This window comes from Rhodococcus phenolicus, assembly GCF_001646785.1.
Classification (GTDB): Bacteria; Actinomycetota; Actinomycetes; order Mycobacteriales; family Mycobacteriaceae; genus Rhodococcus; species Rhodococcus phenolicus.
Map to the genome: position 1 here is coordinate 13,931 of NZ_LRRH01000003.1, position 18,787 is coordinate 32,717.

18 protein-coding genes are annotated in these 18,787 nt (G+C 68.0%); 8 read left to right on the forward strand and 10 right to left on the reverse strand.

Going from position 1 to position 18,787, the window contains the following annotated elements; translation table 11 throughout:
* The first annotated feature begins 10 nt into the window (after nucleotides 1–10).
* From A8G15_RS01310 to A8G15_RS01325, 4 genes are all read left to right on the forward strand, one after another.
* Entirely contained in the window at nucleotides 11–1,141 is a 1,131-nt protein-coding gene (locus A8G15_RS01310; RefSeq protein WP_068154599.1) for a thiolase family protein, read from the forward strand.
* A gap of 32 nt (nucleotides 1,142–1,173) precedes the next feature.
* Entirely contained in the window at nucleotides 1,174–1,938 is a 765-nt protein-coding gene (locus tag A8G15_RS01315) for an SDR family NAD(P)-dependent oxidoreductase (protein ID WP_068154602.1), read from the forward strand.
* A 13-nt stretch (nucleotides 1,939–1,951) separates the two neighbouring features.
* Complete coding sequence (locus A8G15_RS01320; RefSeq protein ID WP_068154603.1) at nucleotides 1,952–3,616, forward strand: class I adenylate-forming enzyme family protein; 1,665 nt, start codon at nucleotides 1,952–1,954, stop codon at nucleotides 3,614–3,616.
* A 219-nt stretch (nucleotides 3,617–3,835) separates the two neighbouring features.
* Nucleotides 3,836–4,660, forward strand: coding sequence for a class I SAM-dependent methyltransferase (locus tag A8G15_RS01325; RefSeq protein WP_068154605.1), 825 nt, complete (start codon nucleotides 3,836–3,838; stop codon nucleotides 4,658–4,660).
* A gap of 78 nt (nucleotides 4,661–4,738) precedes the next feature.
* On the opposite strand, the gene A8G15_RS01330 is transcribed toward A8G15_RS01325, so the two are convergent.
* Nucleotides 4,739–5,935, reverse strand: coding sequence for an acyl-CoA dehydrogenase family protein (locus tag A8G15_RS01330; protein ID WP_068154606.1), 1,197 nt, complete (start codon nucleotides 5,933–5,935; stop codon nucleotides 4,739–4,741).
* A 203-nt stretch (nucleotides 5,936–6,138) separates the two neighbouring features.
* On the opposite strand from A8G15_RS01330, the gene fabG reads away from it, so the two are divergent.
* A complete protein-coding gene (gene fabG, locus A8G15_RS01335) occupies nucleotides 6,139–6,879 on the forward strand; it encodes a 3-oxoacyl-ACP reductase FabG (RefSeq protein ID WP_068154608.1) in 741 nt (246 codons plus the stop codon).
* Between the two features lie 49 nt (nucleotides 6,880–6,928).
* A complete protein-coding gene (locus tag A8G15_RS01340) occupies nucleotides 6,929–8,140 on the forward strand; it encodes an acetyl-CoA C-acetyltransferase (RefSeq protein WP_068154610.1) in 1,212 nt (403 codons plus the stop codon).
* 19 nt (nucleotides 8,141–8,159) lie between these two features.
* On the opposite strand, the gene A8G15_RS01345 is transcribed toward A8G15_RS01340, so the two are convergent.
* The 7 genes from A8G15_RS01345 to A8G15_RS01375 form a co-directional block, all read right to left on the reverse strand.
* A complete protein-coding gene (locus A8G15_RS01345) occupies nucleotides 8,160–9,038 on the reverse strand; it encodes a LysR family transcriptional regulator (RefSeq protein ID WP_068154614.1) in 879 nt (292 codons plus the stop codon).
* A 6-nt stretch (nucleotides 9,039–9,044) separates the two neighbouring features.
* A complete protein-coding gene (locus A8G15_RS01350) occupies nucleotides 9,045–9,920 on the reverse strand; it encodes a LysR family transcriptional regulator (RefSeq protein ID WP_068154616.1) in 876 nt (291 codons plus the stop codon).
* Nucleotides 9,921–9,938: 18 nt separating this feature from the next.
* Nucleotides 9,939–10,712 carry an enoyl-CoA hydratase/isomerase family protein gene (locus A8G15_RS01355; RefSeq protein ID WP_068154618.1) on the reverse strand — a complete coding sequence of 258 codons (774 nt, stop codon included), beginning with the start codon at nucleotides 10,710–10,712 and terminating at the stop codon, nucleotides 9,939–9,941.
* Between the two features lie 2 nt (nucleotides 10,713–10,714).
* On the reverse strand, nucleotides 10,715–11,476 hold the full coding sequence (locus A8G15_RS01360; protein ID WP_068154620.1) for a crotonase/enoyl-CoA hydratase family protein: 762 nt from the start codon (nucleotides 11,474–11,476) through the stop codon (nucleotides 10,715–10,717).
* Between the two features lies 1 nt (nucleotide 11,477).
* The gene (locus A8G15_RS01365; RefSeq protein ID WP_068154621.1) at nucleotides 11,478–12,539 is read right to left on the reverse strand and encodes an MBL fold metallo-hydrolase; all 1,062 of its coding nucleotides are present in this window, start codon (nucleotides 12,537–12,539) and stop codon (nucleotides 11,478–11,480) included.
* Nucleotides 12,536–14,098 carry a long-chain-fatty-acid--CoA ligase gene (locus A8G15_RS01370; protein ID WP_068154624.1) on the reverse strand — a complete coding sequence of 521 codons (1,563 nt, stop codon included), beginning with the start codon at nucleotides 14,096–14,098 and terminating at the stop codon, nucleotides 12,536–12,538. Before A8G15_RS01370 ends, A8G15_RS01365 begins: the two co-directional genes overlap by 4 nt.
* Nucleotides 14,099–14,213: 115 nt before the next feature.
* Entirely contained in the window at nucleotides 14,214–14,819 is a 606-nt protein-coding gene (locus A8G15_RS01375) for a TetR/AcrR family transcriptional regulator (protein WP_068154625.1), read from the reverse strand.
* Nucleotides 14,820–14,958: 139 nt separating this feature from the next.
* Here A8G15_RS01375 and A8G15_RS01380 point away from each other — a divergent pair, with 139 nt between their 5' ends.
* Nucleotides 14,959–16,095, forward strand: a complete 1,137-nt coding sequence (locus A8G15_RS01380) for an aromatic ring-hydroxylating dioxygenase subunit alpha (protein WP_068154627.1) — start codon at nucleotides 14,959–14,961, stop codon at nucleotides 16,093–16,095.
* Nucleotides 16,096–16,109: 14 nt separating this feature from the next.
* Nucleotides 16,110–16,439, forward strand: coding sequence for a hypothetical protein (locus A8G15_RS01385; protein WP_068154630.1), 330 nt, complete (start codon nucleotides 16,110–16,112; stop codon nucleotides 16,437–16,439).
* A 51-nt stretch (nucleotides 16,440–16,490) separates the two neighbouring features.
* On the opposite strand, the gene A8G15_RS01390 is transcribed toward A8G15_RS01385, so the two are convergent.
* Both A8G15_RS01390 and A8G15_RS01395 read right to left on the reverse strand, forming a co-directional pair.
* Nucleotides 16,491–18,002, reverse strand: a complete 1,512-nt coding sequence (locus A8G15_RS01390) for a TerD family protein (RefSeq protein ID WP_068154631.1) — start codon at nucleotides 18,000–18,002, stop codon at nucleotides 16,491–16,493.
* Between the two features lie 3 nt (nucleotides 18,003–18,005).
* A partial coding sequence (locus tag A8G15_RS01395) for a TerD family protein (protein WP_169833848.1) occupies nucleotides 18,006–18,787 on the reverse strand: 782 nt, incomplete at its 5' end.

An 18,787-nucleotide genomic window follows, 5' to 3' on the forward strand; every position in this document is an offset into this window, starting at 1 on the left:
ACCGATTCGCATGCGCGATGCCGTGATCGTCGACGCCGTCCGTTCCCCCATCGGGCGTCGCGGTGGCGCACTGTCCGAGATCCATCCCGTCAACCTGTCGGCACACGTGCTCACCGCGCTCGCCGAGCGGACCGGACTCGATCCCGCCACGATCGACGACGTCCAGTGGGGTTGCGTGAGCCAGGTCGGCGATCAGGCCGGAATCGTGTCGCGCAGCGCGGTGTTCGCGGCCGGATGGCCGGTCACCGTTCCCGCCACCACGATCAACCGCGCATGCGGGTCGAGCCAGCAGGCCGTGTCCTTCGCCGCCGCGACCGTCATTTCCGGGCAGAACGACGTGGTGATCGCCGGTGGCGTCGAGTCCATGAGCCGCGTGCCGATGGGCAGCTCCAGCAAGGACGGCCAGCACTTCCCGCAGAACGTGCGCGACCGCTTCGGTGTCGAGGGATTCAGCCAGGGCATCGGCGCCGAGATGATCGCCGAGAAGTGGGGTTTCTCCCGCACCGCGCTCGACGAGTACTCGCTGCGCTCGCACGAACTGTCCGCCGTCGCCACCGATGCGGGGGCCTTCTCGGGCCAGCTCGCCCCGCTCGGTGATCTCACCACCGACGAGGGCATCCGCCGCGGCGGCACCCTCGAGTCGCTCGGCAAGCTCAAGACCGTGTTCAAGGAGGACGGCGTGATCCATGCCGGCAACTCCTCGCAGATCTCCGACGGCGCGGGCGCCCTGCTCATCACCACCAGCGAATACGCTGCGTCGCAGGGCTGGACTCCGCTCGCGCGGATCCACACCGCCGTCGTCGCCGCCGACGACCCGGTCATCATGCTGACCGGCCCGATCCCCGCGACCGAGAAGGCGCTGAAGTGTTCCGGCCTGTCCATCGACGACATCGGCGCATTCGAGATCAATGAGGCGTTCGCGCCGGTGCCGCTCGCGTGGCAGGCCGAGACCGGCGCGAAGCTCGACCGGCTCAACCCGCTCGGCGGTGCCATCGGTGTCGGCCACCCGCTCGGCGGATCCGGCGCGATCCTCATGACCCGTCTCGTGCACCACATGCGCGACAACGGAATCCGATACGGCCTGCAGTCGATGTGCGAAGCCGGCGGCATGGCGAACGCCACCATCCTCGAACTGCTCTGATAATCCCGAACTTCTCGCAAAGGATCGAAAACATGGAACTCAAGGGTCTTTCCGTCGCCATCACCGGCGGCGCCTCCGGTCTCGGCCTCGCCACCGCGCGTCGTGTCCTCGACGCGGGTGGCACCGTCACCCTCATCGACCTGCCCGGCTCCAACGGCGCGGACGTCGCGGCCGACCTCGGTGACGGCGCCGTCTTCGCGCCCGCCGACGTCACCGACGCCGAGCAGTTCGCCGCCGCCCTGGATGTCGCGCACGAGCGTGGCGGGCTTCGCGGCGTCGTCCACTGCGCAGGCGCCGGCCGCAAGATGCGCGTGCTCGACAAGGAGGGCAAGGCCGGGTCGCTCGAGGACTTCGAGTTCGTGATCCGCCTCAATCTCATCGGCTCGTTCAACGCGCTGCGCCTCGGCGCCGAACGCATGGCGCAGCTCGAGCCGATCGACGGCGAGCGCGGCGCGGTCGTCATGACCGCCTCGGTGGCGGCATTCGAGGGTCAGATCGGCCAGATCAACTACTCGGCGTCGAAGGCCGGCATCGTCGGCATGACGATCGTCGCCGCGCGCGACCTGGCCAGCAAGGGCATCCGGGTCAACACCATCGCCCCCGGCATCATGGACACGCCGCTCCTCGCCCGCCTGCGCGACGACGTGCGTGCCTCGCTCGAGGCGACCGTCCCGAACCCGTCCCGCCTGGGCCGCCCCGACGAATTCGGCCGCCTCGCCGCGTCGATCCTCGAGAACGGTTACATCAACGGCGAGACGATCCGCCTCGACGGCGCTATCCGCATGGCACCTCGGTAACGGTTGTATCGCAATGGATCTCAAGACTCTGACCGACAAGCACCTGATCTACCCGCAGGTGTCCATGGCTGTGTGGGCGTCGAGCATGGGTGCGCGATACGGGGATCGACCGGCCGTCGTCGACGGTGACCGCACCTGCACCTACCGCGAACTCGACGAGCGGTCCTCGCAGTTCGCGAGCGCGCTCGCCGCGTCCGGTGTGCGTCCGCGCGACGTCGTGCTGCTGCACATCGGCAACTGCATCGAGTTCGTCATCGCGTACTACGGCACGCTGCGGGCCGGCGCGACCGTCACCCCGGTCAACCCGCTGCAGCCGCTGCCGGGGCTGCGCCGTCAGATCGAGGAAACCGGCGCGGTCGTCGGTGTCAGCCAGCCCGCGCAGGTGCAGACCCTGCGGGACGCCGCGGCCGGTACATCGCTCACGACGATGGTCGTCGCCGGTGACGGTGTCGTCGGCGACGGGACGGTCGTCGGATTCGACGCGTTCCTCGCCGGACGGCCCACCGACTTCGCGCCCGCCGACGTCACCGGCGACGACGTGGCGCACCTCGCCTTCACCGGCGGCACGACCGGCATCTCGAAGGGCGTGCGGGTACTGCACCGCAACGTCGTCGGGAACGTCACCCAGATGTGCGCGTGGCGTGCCGGGCATGCCGTGACCGAGACCGCCGGCGGCCTCGTCACACTCGATCCGATCGAAGAACTCGACATCTACGGTGTCCAGCCCGGCGCCGGGTCGACTGTCGTGGTGTCGCCCCTCTTCCACGCGCACGCGCTGATCAACACGTCGTTCCTGTTGATGTGTGGTTTGACCCAGGTGATGGCGGGCCGGTTCGACCCCGCGCGCATGCTCGAACTCATCGAGCGGCACGAGGCCAGCTATGTCACGGGCAGCCCCGCTATGTGGCATTCGCTCGCCACCCATCCGGATGTCGCAGCCCGCGACACCTCGTCGGTGCGGGTCGTCTCCTCCGGTGCCGCCCCGATCGATCGCGGCACGCTCGACGCGCTGGTCAAGGCGTTCCCCAATGCGCGGGTCACCGAGGGCTACGGCCTGACCGAGGCGACGTGCGTGGTGACCGCCAACCCGCTGGGCGTCGGCACGGACTATCGCCTCGGCAGTGTCGGGATCCCGATCTTCGACACCGAGGTGCAGATCCGCGCGCAGGGCGACACGGCCGTGGGCGTCGCACCCGGCGAACTCGGCGTGCTGTGGGTGCGCGGACCGCAGGTCACCGACGGCTACCTGAACCATCCGGACATCACCGCGCAGCAGTACGTCGACGGGTGGCTCGACACCGGCGACATCGCCTACAAGGACGAGGACGGCTACGTGTTCATCGCGGACCGAGCGAAGGACATGCTGATCTACAAGGGCTACAACGTGTATCCGCGTGAGCTCGAGGAGATCCTGGTCTCGCACCCGGCGGTGTCGACGGCCGCGGTGATCGGCCGTGATGTCGGGGCGGTCGGGCAGGAGCCCGTCGCGTTCGTCGTGCCGCGTGCCGGCGCCGACATCGACGAGGACGAACTGATGGCATTCGTCGCGGAACAGGTGTTGCCCTACAAGAAGATCCGCGATGTCGTGGTGCTGGACGCGCTGCCGACCTCGGCGGCGGGCAAGATCCTCAAGACGGACCTGCGGTCGCGTCTGTCGGAGGTGTCGCAGCCGAACTGACGGACGTAACCGCTCCCGCCCGTCCGAGCGAATGGCACGCTCGATCGGTTGAAGGAGACGAACGGTACATTCGCTCGGGCGACGGGGAGTTCACCCCGCGGTCCGGTAGTGGCGGTGTCCCCACGGGGGCGCCGCCACTCGGTGTTTCCGGTCTTCCCGCTCACGGGAAATTACCGTACATTATTCCTCTAAAGTAAGCCTAAGCTGAGTGAGGACGGCATGAGCGACGACGAGAGCGCCACGGGATCCGGCTCGGGCGAGCTCCCCCTCGCCGAACGCGACGCCGCACATGTGCCGGGGCACTGGCTGCTCGCGCGGCTCGGCAAACGAGTCCTGCGGCCGGGCGGCAAGGAGCTGACCGAGCGGATGCTCGCCGACGCGAAGCTCGCCGGTGCCGACGTCGTCGAACTCGCCCCCGGTCTCGGGCGCACCGCACAGGAGATCGTGGCCGCCGGTCCGAAGAGCTACACCGGCGTCGAATCCGATCCGCACGCAGCGGATCTCACCCGTCGCGCGATCGCCGGCAACGGGACGGTCGTGTCCGGGGACGCCGCGAAGACCGGTCTCGGTGATGCCTCCGTCGACGTCGTAGTCGGCGAAGCGATGCTGACGATGCAGACCGACAGACACAAGTCGGAGATCGCCGCCGAAGCGCACCGCGTGCTGCGCGCCGGCGGCCGCTACGTCATCCACGAACTCGCGATCGAACCGGACGACGTCGGCGACGAGGTCAAGACCGAGATCCGCAAGGCGCTGGCCCGCTCCATCAAGGTCAACGCCCGCCCGCTCACCGCCCGGGAATGGAAGGACCTTCTCGTCGAGGCCGGATTCGAGGTCGACGTCGTCGGCTTCGCCCCGATGAAGCTGCTCGATCCGTCGCGCATCCTCGCCGACGAAGGACTGCTCGGTACCGTGAAGTTCGTCGGAAACGTGTTGCGCGACTCTGACGCTCGTGCCCGCGTGCTGCAGATGCGGTCGGTGTTCACCAAGTACCGCGACCATCTCGTCGCGATCGAGGTCGTCGCGCGCAAGGCTGCCGCCTGACGATCGCGGCGCAGACATGACAGGGCCCCGGTTCGCGATGCGAACCGGGGCCGTGTTCTCGTTCTGCTACAGCAGTTTTCAGCCGCGCTGAGCCTGCTTGACGAGTCCGCCGCCGATGATCAGACGCTGGATCTCGCTGGTGCCCTCGTACAGGCGCAGCAGGCGAACATCACGGTAGATCCGCTCGACCGGAACCTCGCGCATGTATCCGGTGCCGCCGTGGATCTGTACCGCGAGATCGGCTACCTTGCCGACCATTTCGGTGCAGTACAGCTTCGCGACCGACGGAGCGATACGACGATCGGTTTCCTCGACCCACGCCTTCGCAGCATCGCGCACGAGCGCGCGACCGGCCATCACACCGGTCTGCTGATCGGCGATCATCGCCTGCACCAGCTGGAAGTTTCCGATCGGGTTGCCGCCCTGGGTCGCGGTGGCCGCGTAGGCGACCGACTCGTCGAGGGCGCGCTGCGCCTGTCCGACGGACAGCGCGGCGATGTGCACGCGACCGCGCGCGAGCGACACCATCGCCGCCTTGTAACCGACGTCCTCGCTGCCGCCGACCAGGGCGGACGCCGGCACCCGCACGTCGGTGAACGCGACGTCCGCGGTCCACGCGCCTTCCTGGCCCATCTTGCTGTCCTTGTTGCCGACCTGGACACCCGGAGTGTCCGCGGGGACGAGGAACACCGCGATGCCGGTGCCGTTCTCGTCGGCGGGACGGGTACGGGCGAACACGACGAACAGGTTCGCCAGCGGCGCGTTGGTGATGAAGCGCTTCTCGCCGTTGATCACCCAATCGTCGCCGTCACGGACCGCCTTGGTGCGCAGGCCCGACGGGTTGGAGCCGGCGCCGGGCTCGGTGAGCGCGAACGACGCGACGACCTCGCCGGACGCGATGCCCTCGAGCCACTGCGCCTTCTGCTCGTCGGTGCCGAAGTTGACGAGAACCTGCCCGGCGATGCCGTTGTTGGTGCCGAACATCGAGCGCAGCGCCAGCGTCGTGTAGCCGAGTTCCATGGCCAGCTCGGCGTCCTGCTGCAGGTTCAGGCCGAGGCCGCCCCACGCCTGGGGAATCGCGTATCCGAACAGCCCCATCTCCTTGGCGGCGTTGCGGATGTCGTCCGGGATCGCATTGGTGTCTGCGATCTCCTGTTCGCGGGGGACCACCACGTTGCGCACGAATGCGCGCGTCTGAGCGAGGATCTCCTGGAAGTCGTCGTCGTCGACCTCGGGGGCCGGTGCGGACGTGGTGGATGTCGACGAAGTGGTCATGGAATCAACCATCGACCGTCCCGGCCGATGTGTCCAATACGAATGGAGTATCTCCGTATAGGCACTGTCGATGATTCCGGCGGGGCATTCGGGGTGGTTGCGCCGCTATATTCGGACCATCAACCTCGTGCGGAGCGTCCGCACCTGCCGTTCGTGTGCCTTCCCCCGGAATGTCCGGAAGGTCGCATGCCGAAAGGATTCGCATGTCTTTGCTGGAGAACCGTACTGCCGTGATCACCGGTGGCGCCCAGGGTATCGGTTTCGCGATCGCCCAGTCGTTCGTCGAGCAGGGCGCCAAGATCGTCATCGGCGACCTCGACCTCGATGCCGCGACCGCGGCGGCCGAGAAGCTCGGTGGCCGTGACGTCGCCCGCGCGGTGAAGGCGAACGTCGTCGAGTCCGCGGACTGGGACACTCTGCTCGCCGAGGCGGTCGACGGATTCGGTTCGCTCGACGTCGTCGTCAACAACGCCGGCATCACCCGCGACGCGACGATGCGGACGATGACCGAAGAAGATTTCGACCTGGTGATCTCGGTGCACCTGAAGGGCACCTGGCACGGCACCCGCAAGGCGTCGGCGATCATGCGGGAGGCCAAGCGCGGTGCGATCGTGAACATCTCGTCGCTGTCGGGCAAGGTCGGCATGGTCGGCCAGACCAACTACTCGGCCGCGAAGGCGGGCATCGTCGGCCTGACGAAGGCCGCCGCGAAGGAGATGGCGCACCACGGTGTTCGCGTCAACGCGATCCAGCCGGGCCTGATCCGTTCCGCGATGACCGAGGCGATGCCGCAGAAGGCGTGGGATCAGAAGATGAGCGAGATCCCGATGGGCCGTCCGGGTGAGGTCGACGAGATCGCTTCTGTTGCACTGTTCCTCGCCTCCGACATGTCCTCGTACATGACCGGGACGGTCCTCGAGGTCACCGGCGGCCGCTTCATGTGACCGCGCCGCGGACGCGACAACCCCACCTGCTCCCTCCCGAAAGGTCATCATGCGCGACGTAGTCATCTGCGAACCGGTTCGTACCCCGATCGGCCGCTACGGCGGAATGTTCAAGTCCCTCACCGCAGTCGATCTCGGTGTCGCCGCCCTGAAGGGTCTGCTCGAGCGGACCGGGATCGCGCCGGAGTCGATCGAGGACGTCATCCTCGGTCACTGCAACGGCAACAGCGAAGCGCCCGCGATCGGCCGCGTCGTCGCGCTCGACGCCGGGCTGCCGATCACGGTGCCGGGCATGCACGTCGACCGCCGCTGCGGTTCGGGTCTGCAAGCCGTGATCCAGGCCGCGTTCCAGGTGGGCAACGGCGACAACGACGTCGTGGTCGCCGGTGGTGCCGAGTCGATGTCCAACGCCGCGTTCTACTCCGTCGACATGCGCTGGGGCGGCGCCCGCACCGGCGTGCGCATGCACGACGGTCTGGTCCGCGCTCGGGAGACGGCCGGCGGCAAGTTCTACCCGGTGCCTGGCGGCATGATCGAGACCGCGGAGAACCTGCGCCGCGAATACTCGATCTCCCGTGCCGAGCAGGACGAACTCGCCCTGAACTCGCATCTGCGGGCCGTCGCCGCGCAGCAGAACGGGGTGCTCGCCGAGGAAATCGTCCCGGTGACCGTGACCGGTCGCAAGGGCGACCAGGTCATCGACACCGACGAGCACCCGCGCGCCGACATCAGCCTCGACACGCTCGCCGCCCTGAAGCCGATCATGGGCAAGCAGGACGCCGAGGCCACCGTCACCGCCGGCAACGCGAGCGGCCAGAACGACGCCGCGTCGATGGCGTTCGTCACCACCCCGGAGAAGGCCGCCGAGCTGGGACTGACCCCGCTCGTGAAGATCGTCTCGTGGGGGCTGGCCGGTGTCGCACCGAAGATCATGGGTATCGGCCCGGTCCCGGCGACCGACAAGGCTCTCGCGAAGGCCGGCATCACCCTCGCCGACGTCGATGTCATCGAGCTCAACGAGGCCTTCGCGGCCCAGGCGCTCGCCGTCACCCGCGAATGGAAGTTCGCCCCGTCGGACTTCGAGCGCACCAACATCCACGGCTCGGGAATCTCGCTGGGTCACCCGGTCGGCGCGACCGGTGGACGCATGCTGGCGACCCTCGCGCGGGAACTGCACCGCCGCGACGGCCGCTACGCACTCGAAACCGTGTGCATCGGCGGCGGGCAGGGTCTGGCCGCGATCTTCGAGCGCGTGGCCTGATCCGAGCCCGGCTGACGGGTCAGGCGTTCGCCGATCGCACCAGATCGACGAACGCCTGACCGACCGAGGACAACGAGGACGGATCGAACACCAGCCCGAACGCGCGGGTGAACGTGGGTTCGCAGGGGCGCACGACCGCGATGTCCTGCACGGATTCGGCCAGCGTGCGTTCGACGAGCGAGCCGCCGAGCCCTGCGAGGACCATCGGCAGCCGGGCTTCGCGGTGGTCGGTCACCACTCCGACGTCGAGCCGGACACCGGCCCGCCGCATCGCCGAATCGATGCTGTCACCCATCACTCCGCCCCCGCGGGGCACCAGCACCATCGGGATGTCCGGCATCGCGGCGAGCGCGACCGGCCCCTCCGGAAGGTCGGTGCCCGGCGGGTAGGCGAGCCAGTACTCCTGCTCGCCGAGTTCGATGACCTCGAGACCGTAGCCACCTTCGATGGGGAGGTGGGACACCACGAATTCACAGTGGCCGTCGCGGATGAGCGAGGCTGCGGTCTCCTCGCTGCGGAATTCCCCGAACCGGACCGCCACCTTGGGGTGGTTGTTGCGGAACTGCGCGACCAGTTCGACGAGAGGATCGATTGCGAGCGCCGGGAACACGGCCATGTCGAGGCGACCGGTGATCTCCCCGTCCGTGGACGTGAACAGGTCTTCCACGCCGCCCACATCGCGCAGAATCTGGCGGCTGGGGCCGATCAGACTGTGTCCGGCCGCGGTGAGCACCATGCCGCGGCCGATCCGGTGGAACAGTTGCACGCCGAGTTCGCGCTCGAGGCTGCGCAGGGCCTGTGAGACCGTCGGCTGCGCCACCCCGAGTGCGGCTGCCGCGCCGTTGATGCCGTCGTTCTCCACCACGGCGAGGAAGTACTCGACCTGTCGGAACTCCATGTGCGGCTACGCTCCCGTCGTCCGGTTGGTTGCGGTCGCCACGAACGCGGCGGCCGCGGGGGACGGTTCCCCGGCGCGCAGCACGAGGCCCACCGGTCGCGACAGCGGTGGATCCAGCGAACGCACCTCGGCGGTGGGCATCTGCGCCTCGGCGACCTGCCGGGGGGCGAGGGTCGCTCCGGTCCCGCGCATCACGAGTTCCCAGGTCGCCGAGGGATGTGCGCAGTCGACCGCGATGTCGAAGTCCCTGCCGTCGGTGAGATCCCCCGTCTGCACCGCATCGGATCGATTGGTGAGGTCGACGACGAGCGGGATCGTGGAGACGGCGGAGCGCGGCACCGGATTCGGGAGCCCTGTCGCGAGGTTCGGCGGAATCGCGAGGACCAGTTCCTGTTCGCCGATCGGAACGGTGATCATGCCTGCGTGTTCGACGGACAGATCGGTCACCCCGATCTCCGCTTCACCGCGCCGTAGCGCCGTGTGCACACCGGCCGGCCCGTCGGTGGCCACGACCCGCACGAGGATGCCGGGGTAGCGGTTGCGGAATCGCCGCACCATCTCGATGACGGGATGGATGGAGAACGCCGAGTAGGTCACGATCTCGATGCGGCCGGAGGTGAGTTCACGGACGGCGGCGACCTTGCTCTTCGCGCGGTCCACGTCGGCGAGGATGCGACGCGCAGCGACCTCGAAGGACCGGCCCTCGTCGGTCAGGGTGAGACGACGGCCGGTCCGGTCGAAGAGCGTTGTACCCAGGCGACGTTCGAGTGTGCGAATCGCCTGCGACAGAGATGGTTGCGAGATATAGAGTGACTGCGCCGCTTTCGTGATCCCACCGTGGTCGACGACAGCGACGAAGTAGGTCACGAGATGCAGGTCCACCCGACTATCGTAGGCGATTCACGTGATCTGCCAGTCACCGGTGAACGACGGTGCGCGTTTCTCGACGAATGCACGAATCGCGCCCGGGGCGTCGGTTGCGTGGTTGACCGCCTGGGAACGGGCTTCGTTGTCGAGGGCTTCGCGCAGCGTCGACGCCGAACCTTCCTCGAGCAGGCGAGCCGACAGACTCACCGCGACGGGAGGTGCCTCCGCCAGCCGGGCGGCCAGCGCGGCGGTTCGGGTCCCCAGGTCGGCGGGATCGGCCAGTTCGGTCACCAGCCCCAGCGCGAACGCCTCCTGGGCGTCGACGATGTCGGCGAGCATGACCAGTCGTTTGGCCTGGTGCAGGCCGACGAGGCGGGGCAGGATCCAGGATCCGCCGAAGTCCACCGACAGTCCGCGCCGCGCGAAGATCTGACTGAACTTCGCGGTGCGGGACGCGACGACGACGTCGCACAGCAACGCCAGGTTCCAGCCGGCGCCGACCGCGTAGCCCTCGACGGAGGCGACGACCGGTTTCGAGAACTCGGCGACCGCCAGTGCAGCCGTATTGATCTCCCGCATACGGTCGAGGGGGTGCATGCCCCCGCGCCGGTCCATGTCGGCGCCGGTGCAGAAGTTGCCGCCCGCGCCGGTGAGGATCACCGCACGCACGGTGTCGTCGCGCTGGAGATCGTGGAAGGCCTCGCGCAGCGCAACCCACGCGTCGAGTGTCATGGCGTTCTTGCGCCCGGGACGGTCGAGCGTGACGGTGGCGACCGCGCCGTCGCGCTCGACCGTGATGTCGGACATGCTCACTCGCCCTTCCAGACGGGCGTGCGCTTCTCGGCGAAAGCGCGGGCACCTTCCTGGGCGTCGGCGGAGGCGAAAACGGGTTCGATGAACTTGCGCTGCGCGGCGAATGCGTCCGGGTCGGTGTAGTTCACCGACATCGACACGACCTGCTTGGTCGCGCGGACGGCGAGGGGGCCGTTCGCGGCGACCCGCGCGGCGAGTTCCTTTGCGACGGTCAGGGCCTCGCCCGGCTCGGTGACGCGGTTGACGAGACCGTGCCGGTGAGCGACCTCGGCGGTGAGCGGATCGCCGGTGATGGCCATCTCCATGGCAAGCGGGTAGGGGAGGACCTTCGGCAGGCGCAGCAGGCCGCCCGCGGCAGCCGCCAGTCCGCGCTTGACCTCGGGAATTCCGAACTTCGCTTCGCGTGAGGCGACGATCAGGTCGGCGGACAGCGCGAGCTCGCAGCCACCGGCCAGCGCCCAGCCTTCGACGGCAGCGATGAGCGGTTTCGTGGGCGGCGCCTCGGTGAGGCCACCGAAGCCGCGTCCCGGGATCGACGGCCGCTCGCCCCGGGCGAACGCCTTGAGGTCCATTCCGGCACAGAATGTTCCGCCCGCACCGGTGAGGATACCGATGGTCAGGTCCGGGCGCGCCTCGAACTCGTCGATCGCCGCGGCGAGGGCCTTGGACACCTCGAGGTCGATCGCGTTCTTCGCCTCCGGGCGGTTCAGCGTGAAAACGGCTACACCGTCGGCGAATTCGGTCAGGACAACGCTCATGTCACTTTTCCTTCGTGTCTGTGCGGGTGAGGGACCACCGCGCGGGAATACCGCTGTCGGAACGGATCTCGCCACGATCGGCGAGGACGATGAGGTGCGCCTGGGTTTCGCGGACGGCGAGGCGCTGCAGGCGCGGTGAGAGCGTGTCGATGGGCCGCGACCACGTCACGGCGACAGTGATCTCCCACGCCGTCGATTCGGGCCGCGCCTCGACCGTGTCACGGATCTCGGTGAGCCGGGCGTCGTGATGGGCCATCAACTGACGGGCGCGTTCGCCGGCCCCGCGGAACCGGTATTCGTGCGCGGGCAGGACCTCGCAGTCCGGCAGCCGCGTCGTCGCGTGCAGCGACAGCAGGTAGCGATGCAGCGGATCGGGGAGTTCGTCCGGGCCGGACGAGATGTTCGGGCTGATGCGTGGCAGCATGTGGTCACCGCTGAAGAGCAGATCGTGGTCGCGGTCGAGGAATGCCAGGTGACCGGGGGTGTGGCCCGGCGTCCAGACCGCTTCGAGGTTCCATCCGGGCAGGTCGAGCGTGGTGCCGTGGTTCAGCACCACGTCGGCGGATTCCCCGGGTGCGAACCGCACGAGAGCGAACCGCTCGGCCTCGACGACCTCGGGGGGAGCGCCCAGCCCGACGAGATCCACCCGCCATGCCTCCACATCGGCGTCGACGTCGGCGGGGGTCTGGTGACCGAGCGCCACGGCCTCGGCGGCGTGCATCGCGATGGCCGCGCCGGTCGTCTCCCGCAGGCGCGGAGCGAGACCGAAGTGATCCGGGTGCAGATGGGTGATCGCGGCGTAGCGGACGTCGGAGATGTGGTGGCCGGTGTCGGCGATGCCGTCGACCAGGGCGTTCCACGACTCCTCGGTGTCCATGCCCACGTCGATCAGGGCGAGGCCGTCGTCGATCGCGAAGGCGTAGACGAGGACGTAGCGCAGTGGATTACGCGGCATGGGAACGGGAATCGACCACAGACCCGGCCGGATCTGCTCGACGGGAGGAAGGGTCCCGGCCGCCCACGCCTCCCGCTGGAGGATGCCGAGATCGTCGGTGACGATCATGATGCCGACTCCGCTCGGCTGCCGAGGGTGTCGCGGAGTGTGCGTTTGAGGATCTTGCCGCTGGCGTTGCGCGGAAGTTCGCTGACGATGTGGATCCGTTGCGGTTTCTTGTACGACGCGAGCCTGCCTGCCGTGAACGCGACGAGTTCTTCCTCCGAAGGGTGCTCGGCGCCGTCGGCGAGGCGCACCACCGCGGTGACCGCCTCACCCCAGCGTGCGTCGGGTAGTCCGACCACGGCCACCTCGGCGACGGCCGGATGCTCGGCCAGGACCGCCTCCACCTCGACGGGGTACACGTTCTCGCCACCGGTGATGATCATGTCTTTCACGCGGTCGGTGACGAACAGGTAGCCGTCCTCGTCGAAGTGCCCGGCGTCTCCGGTCCGCAGGAATCCGTCGTCGGTGTAGAGCGTGGCGTTCTCGGCATCGCGCCTCCAGTAGCCCGAAACGTTGTTGCGTGACCGCGACACGATCTCGCCGGTCGCGCCCTGCGGAAGCCGCTCCCCGGTCACGATGTCCCGGATCTGCACTTCCGTGCCGGGAAGCGGAGTACCGGCGGACCGCAGCAGGTAGGTGCGGGTGCCGTGCGGATCGTGATCGTCGGCGCGCAACGCGGTGAGCGCACCCATCGTCTCGGTCATCCCGTAGCGCTGTACGAGCCGGCATCCCAGTGTGTCCATGGTGCGCGCGAGCAGCGCGGGCGTGATCGGGGATGCACCGTAGGCGATCAGTTCCAGGCTGGACAGGTCGTGGTCGGCGAGGCCGGGGTGTTCGAGGAGCATGCCGATCGCGGAGGGCACCAGGAATGCGTGGGTGACTCCGTGTTCGGCGATCGCCGCGGCCACCAGTGCCGGGCGCATCTCGCCGAGCATCACCAGGTGCAGTCCCGCGGACAGGCTCGTGCTCATCCATCCGGCCCCCGCGATGTGGAACAACGGGAGCGCATTCAGCGAGACGGAATCGTCGCGGAACTCGTACAGCTCGAAGTTCTCGGGGACGTTGTAGAGATTGCGGTGAACGGCCACAACCCCTTTCGGCTTCCCCGTGGTACCGGAAGTGTAGAGCTGCAAGAGTTCGGCCTCGGGGTCGTCGCCCAGGCCCGGGTCGGTGTCGTCGCCCGACCCCACGAGCTGATCCCATGTTCGGGCCCCGTCGAGGAGTGCTTGGTCGCCGACGACGACGATGTGCACGTTCGGCAGCGCGTCCGCCACCACTCGCGCGGCCGCGGCGAAGTCCGCGTCGACGACGAGCACGCCGATCTCCGCGTCGGCCGCGATCCAGGCGATCTCGTCGGGGTTGAGCCGCCAGTTGATCGGGGTGAAGACGAGGCCGGCCTTCGCGCAGGCGGCGAACGTCGCGGCGCCGGGCAATCCCATGCGGAGCAGGGCACCGACCCGTCCCGGTGCAGTCACCATCGCCGTCAGCGCGGTGGCCACCCGGTTGGTGTACGAGTCGAACTCGGAGTACGTGAGCGTTGCGCCTTCGGCCGTGACCGCCCGTGCCGAAGGCTGTGTGAGAGCCAACTGCCGGATGCGGTTTGGGAGGTGTAGTTCGCTCACGAGGCACTCCTGATCGACATCTGCCCACGCGGAGGAGGGGTCCGGGGACTTCAGTCGATCACGAGCGTGACGGTCGCTACAAAGACAAGGGGCCGTATGAAGCGATAGGGCAAACCTATGTAGTTCGTCGGGATGTCGCTGTCGGTGGTTCACCGACCACGGATGCGACGAGGTGGCGCAGGGCCTGCGCGAGTCGGTCGGTCTGGCCGGCCCTGATGTGCTGCAGGACCACATCCGGGTTCAGGGTGCCGAGGAGCAGGCGGCCGAGGACGGGGGCGTCGACATCCGGTCGTGCTTCGGCAAGCAGTGCAGCGATGTGCCGGGCCCAGAACACATTGATCTCGTCTTCCTGAGCTTCGCTCGTGGAGTTGTCGTACGCGATCATCAACTCGACGTTGTCGACGATGAGCCGGAACATCGCGTCGAAGTAAGCGAGAAGGCGCTCGGGGGCGGGTGCCCCCGGGCCGAGCGGTGGTTCGCCATCGGTCACTGCGTCGCGAAGGGTGAGAGCGCGCTCTCGCACCAGTTCTCGCATGAGCTCCGCGCGGCTTCCGAAGCGGTGGAAGATCGTTCCTTTGCCGACACCTGCTGCTGCTGCGATCTCGTCGATCGACACGTGCTCGGAGCCGCTGGCCGAGAGCAGGGCGTCGGTGGCGTCGAGAATGGCCCGACGATTGCGTGCTGCGTCGCTTCGTTCCTTCTTCGGTTGCCGCTCGGACACCGCGAATCCCTCCCTTGACAACTGGACTGCCGGTCCATATCTTCGGTTCACACGTCGAATTGGACTGCCGGTCATGTTATCGGGTGTACCCGTGGCCGGCTTCGCAGGAGCGTCACATCGGTCGGAAGGACCCGGGCACATGTCGCACTTCCCGAAACCACCGGAAGGAAGCTGGACCGAGCACTACGGAATCGACACCGCGCCGATGTCGTACGAGGACTCGATCAGCCCTGAGCACCACGAGCTCGAGCGTGAGGCGATCTTCGCCCGCTCATGGCTCAATGTCGGTCGCGTCGAACAACTTCGGAACAAGGAACGCCGCTACACCCAGGACATCGCCGTCGCGGACACCACCGTTCTCGTCGTCGAGGAGGTGGACGGGGGAATTTCGGCATTTCGCAGCCCGAAGGACGGCGAGTCCGGCACCGGCCCCAGACCCGTTCAGGTCGACGTGTGGGAGGGGTTCGTCTTCGTCAATCTCGACGATTCGAACACCGCCTCACTGCGTGAGAGCCTCGGCAGATTCGCGTCCGGACTCGAAGGGTACCCGTTCGGTGAGATGACCCAGGTGTTCAAATATCGGTCTGATGTGGGAAGCAACTGGAAGCTCTACATCGATGCATTCGCCGAGTTCTACCACGCGCCCGTGCTCCACGCGAAGCAGTACGTGTCGGACGAGTCGCGAAAGCTGATGAGCTACGGGTTCGAAGCCTTGTACTACGACCTGGACGGCCCCCACGGAATGGTGTCGTCGTGGGGCGGGATGGCGCCCCCGAAGGATCCCATGATGGTCAAGCCCATCGAACGTATCCTGCGCAGCGGCAATTTCGGTCCTTGGGACAAACCTGACGTCGCCGGACTCGCCGACCTGCCACCCGGGCTCAACCCGGCCGATCATCCGGCCTGGGGCCTCGACTCCTACGTCTTCTTCCCGAACTTCATGCTCGTCGTGTGGGAGCCGGGTTGGTTTCTCACCTACCACTATTGGCCGACCGCGTACAACCGCCACACCTTCGAGGGCACGTTGTACATGGCGCCGCCGCGCAACGCCACCGATCGTCTGCGGCAGGAGATCGCGGCGGTGACCTTCAAGGAATTCGCACTGCAGGATTCCAACACTCTCGAGGCGACACAGAAGATGCTCGAAACCCGTGTGGTGTCGCATTTTCCGTTGTGTGATCAGGAAATTCTGTTGCGCCACCTGCACACGTCGGCACAGAAGGCCGTCGACGCGTACCGCGAAACCCACGCGCCCGCGAACCACTCGGCCGGATAGGAAAGGAAAACGTCATGGCACAGTCGCTTCCCTCCGCCTTCGCCGAACTCGAGCCGTTCGCGGACTGGGCATTGCCGACCGAGGCACAACGCTACGGCCGGCGCCTGGCGAGCACCATGGACGAACTGCAGAAATTCTACGACGCGGCGCTCCCCAGGCTCGCCGATGCGGCCGCCTATCTCGACACGTTCGACCTCGATGCCTTGCCGGACGATGCTGTCCGGCTCCTGCACGTCTGCTACTCGCTGATCAACATCTCGTTCCCCGTCGAGGCGTGGCACCAGCCCCGGGTGCCCGACACGGGAGCCGCATCCATGGATTCGGTGATCGAACCTGTGCCCTGAGAAGACCGCCGCCGAGTGTTGACCGGAACGTCTCGCCGTGCGGGAACGAGATCACACGGCCCCGAGCTTCGCGGTCACGCGCTGCAGGAGGACCGCGACCGCCTCGGCGGGAATCACATCCGGCGTGAAGTGCCAATCGCTTCCGGTCCACGGATCCGCGAAGTGCCCTTCGGCCGTCGCCGGCAGATGCTGTGAATTCTCGTGCAGCATCCGGAACGCGGGATCCTCGACCACCGTGTCGGCCGAACCGGCGATCACGATCGAGATTCGCTGCGCGCCGGCGACCTGGGTGAGCCGGAGGACCTGCACGAGATCGTCGCTGCTGTAGCCGTGCGGTAGACCGGCGAGGACGAGAACTCGCGCTTCGCGCTGCGTCGAGGCACCGTCGGTGGATGCCGCAAGGGTTTCCAGTTCGGCGTTGTCGGCCAGTCCCTTCAGTTTCGGTGTGACACCGCCGATCTCGACGACCGGCGGTCCGGCGAGCACGGGGGCGGCGTGCTCCCGGAGCTCGGGGAACCAGCCGCTGGGGTCGATGATGTCGAGCTGGGACCCGGGGTGTGCGGCGAGCAGGCGCAGTACGAGCGCTGTGACGACCTGTCTCGCCGCTGCGTCGTCGCCGTCGATCCACAGTGGGCGCAGCATCGGCAACGGCACACACAACGGCACGCGCAGGGAACCGCGTTCGGGCGCGGACAGGTCACCGATCCTGATTCCGTCGCTCGGTGCGGGCGCAGCGTGCCATACGGGAGACTCCCACGACGCCAACGACGCCGGTAGTGCGGCGTCGACGACGTGCAGTTCCTCGGTGAGCCGGGCGCTGTCGTCCCGGTGCCGGGTCTCCGCAGCGGACAGGAGTTCCTGGCAACGCCGGTGTGCTTGCGCGCGTGCCTGCTCCGCGGCCGGTCCGGTCCGGGTCGCGGGATCGGCGACCGCGGCCGAGAGGTCGTCGTCGAGGCGGTGCTGCGCGTACTCGAAGGCCGACAGGTACGCCGCCGCGGATCGGGACGAGTCCTCGAAGATCTTCCACAACCACTCGAACGACGGTGCGGCGTCGCCCGGCGACGGCACCTCGGCGACGGACGGGGCGGCGGGGGCGGGATCGTCGACCTCGACGCCGTGCGCGCGGAACAATTCGGCCAGACCACCCGCATAGCCCTGCCCCAGCGCGCGGATCTTCCAGTCGCCGCCGCGCCGATAGATCTCCCAGCACAGCAGCGCCGTCTCGCCCGCAGCCGGATCGATGCGGAAGGTCGTGAGCAGCGTGCCCGCTCCGTCGGTGAGGGCGGTGTCCACCGGGGTCACCCGGTCGGCGCCGAGCACACACAGGACCTTCTCGGCACCCGGTCGCAGCCGTGCCGGCTCGACGACGAGCGCGTTGCCGTCGAGCCGGACACCCGCGGTGTTCGGCTGGTTGTAGAAGACCACGTCCTGCGACGACGCCACCTTCAGGTGGGTGTCGACGACGAGGGCACACAGATCGACCGGGACCGGCGCGGTCGCCGTGAACCGGACCGACGGCGCCGCGAGCGGGGCGTTCTGCCCCGCCCGGAACTCGACGGCCATCGGCTACGTCGCCAGGAAACGGCCGAGCTGCGGCGCGGCCTCGCCCGGGTGCTTGGCCTGGATGCCCTCGCCGATCGCCTGCAGCTTCCACTCCGGTCCCTGCCGGTACACCTTCGCCATCACCATGCCGGTGAACGGCATGCCGCCCTGCAGCGTGTAACGGGCGAGTTCGGCGTTGGTGGTGCCGTCGACGAGGCGGCAGAACGCGTTGCGGACCTGCTCGAACGTGTGACCCTTGTACGAGGTGACGATGAACATGAGGGTGTTGACGTGCGGCGGCACCCGCGTCAGGTCGACGAGCACGACCTCGTCGTCGCCGGCGCCCTCACCGGTGAGGTTGTCGCCCTGGTGCTGGATCGATCCGTCCTTCGACGTCAGCTGGCCGTAGTACGCGACGTCGACGATGTTGTGGTCGGCGAACAGGACGGCCGAGGCATCGAGATCGACGTCCGCGGTGCGGTTGCCGAACAGCCCGCGCTTCTCGACCGGGTCCCACCCGAGACCCATGCGAAGGAAGGTCAGCGCCACCCCGCCGTCCTTGCGCAGGGTCACGCGCTGGCCCTTGACGAGACTGACCGGGCGGTTCTTGGTGAGACTCACCTCGGCGGGAGGCGCAGCCGGCGGCTGAGCCTGACCGTATTGCTGGGCCGGTGCGCCCTGGCCGTAGGGCTGCGGTGGCGGCGCCTGCGCGTACTGAGGCTCGGGTGCGGGTCCGCCGTAGGGCTGCTGCGCCGGCGCGGGCGGGGGAGGTGCGGGCTGCGTGTACTGCTGCTGCGAAGCCGGGG

What these genes read in the sequence shown, in the direction of transcription:
- A8G15_RS01355 (WP_068154618.1), bottom strand. Translation starts at nt 10,712, where the DNA reads ATGTCCGACATCACGGTCGAGCGCGACGGCGCGGTCGCCACCGTCACG.
- A8G15_RS01320 (WP_068154603.1), top strand. Translation starts at nt 1,952, where the DNA reads ATGGATCTCAAGACTCTGACCGACAAGCACCTGATCTACCCGCAGGTG.
- A8G15_RS01310 (WP_068154599.1), top strand. Translation starts at nt 11, where the DNA reads ATGCGCGATGCCGTGATCGTCGACGCCGTCCGTTCCCCCATCGGGCGT.
- A8G15_RS01360 (WP_068154620.1), bottom strand. Translation starts at nt 11,476, where the DNA reads ATGAGCGTTGTCCTGACCGAATTCGCCGACGGTGTAGCCGTTTTCACG.
- A8G15_RS01315 (WP_068154602.1), top strand. Translation starts at nt 1,174, where the DNA reads ATGGAACTCAAGGGTCTTTCCGTCGCCATCACCGGCGGCGCCTCCGGT.
- A8G15_RS01390 (WP_068154631.1), bottom strand. Translation starts at nt 18,002, where the DNA reads ATGGCCGTCGAGTTCCGGGCGGGGCAGAACGCCCCGCTCGCGGCGCCG.
- A8G15_RS01325 (WP_068154605.1), top strand. Translation starts at nt 3,836, where the DNA reads ATGAGCGACGACGAGAGCGCCACGGGATCCGGCTCGGGCGAGCTCCCC.
- A8G15_RS01380 (WP_068154627.1), top strand. Translation starts at nt 14,959, where the DNA reads ATGTCGCACTTCCCGAAACCACCGGAAGGAAGCTGGACCGAGCACTAC.
- A8G15_RS01330 (WP_068154606.1), bottom strand. Translation starts at nt 5,935, where the DNA reads ATGACCACTTCGTCGACATCCACCACGTCCGCACCGGCCCCCGAGGTC.
- A8G15_RS01340 (WP_068154610.1), top strand. Translation starts at nt 6,929, where the DNA reads ATGCGCGACGTAGTCATCTGCGAACCGGTTCGTACCCCGATCGGCCGC.
- A8G15_RS01365 (WP_068154621.1), bottom strand. Translation starts at nt 12,539, where the DNA reads ATGATCGTCACCGACGATCTCGGCATCCTCCAGCGGGAGGCGTGGGCG.
- A8G15_RS01385 (WP_068154630.1), top strand. Translation starts at nt 16,110, where the DNA reads ATGGCACAGTCGCTTCCCTCCGCCTTCGCCGAACTCGAGCCGTTCGCG.
- fabG (WP_068154608.1), top strand. Translation starts at nt 6,139, where the DNA reads ATGTCTTTGCTGGAGAACCGTACTGCCGTGATCACCGGTGGCGCCCAG.
- A8G15_RS01345 (WP_068154614.1), bottom strand. Translation starts at nt 9,038, where the DNA reads ATGGAGTTCCGACAGGTCGAGTACTTCCTCGCCGTGGTGGAGAACGAC.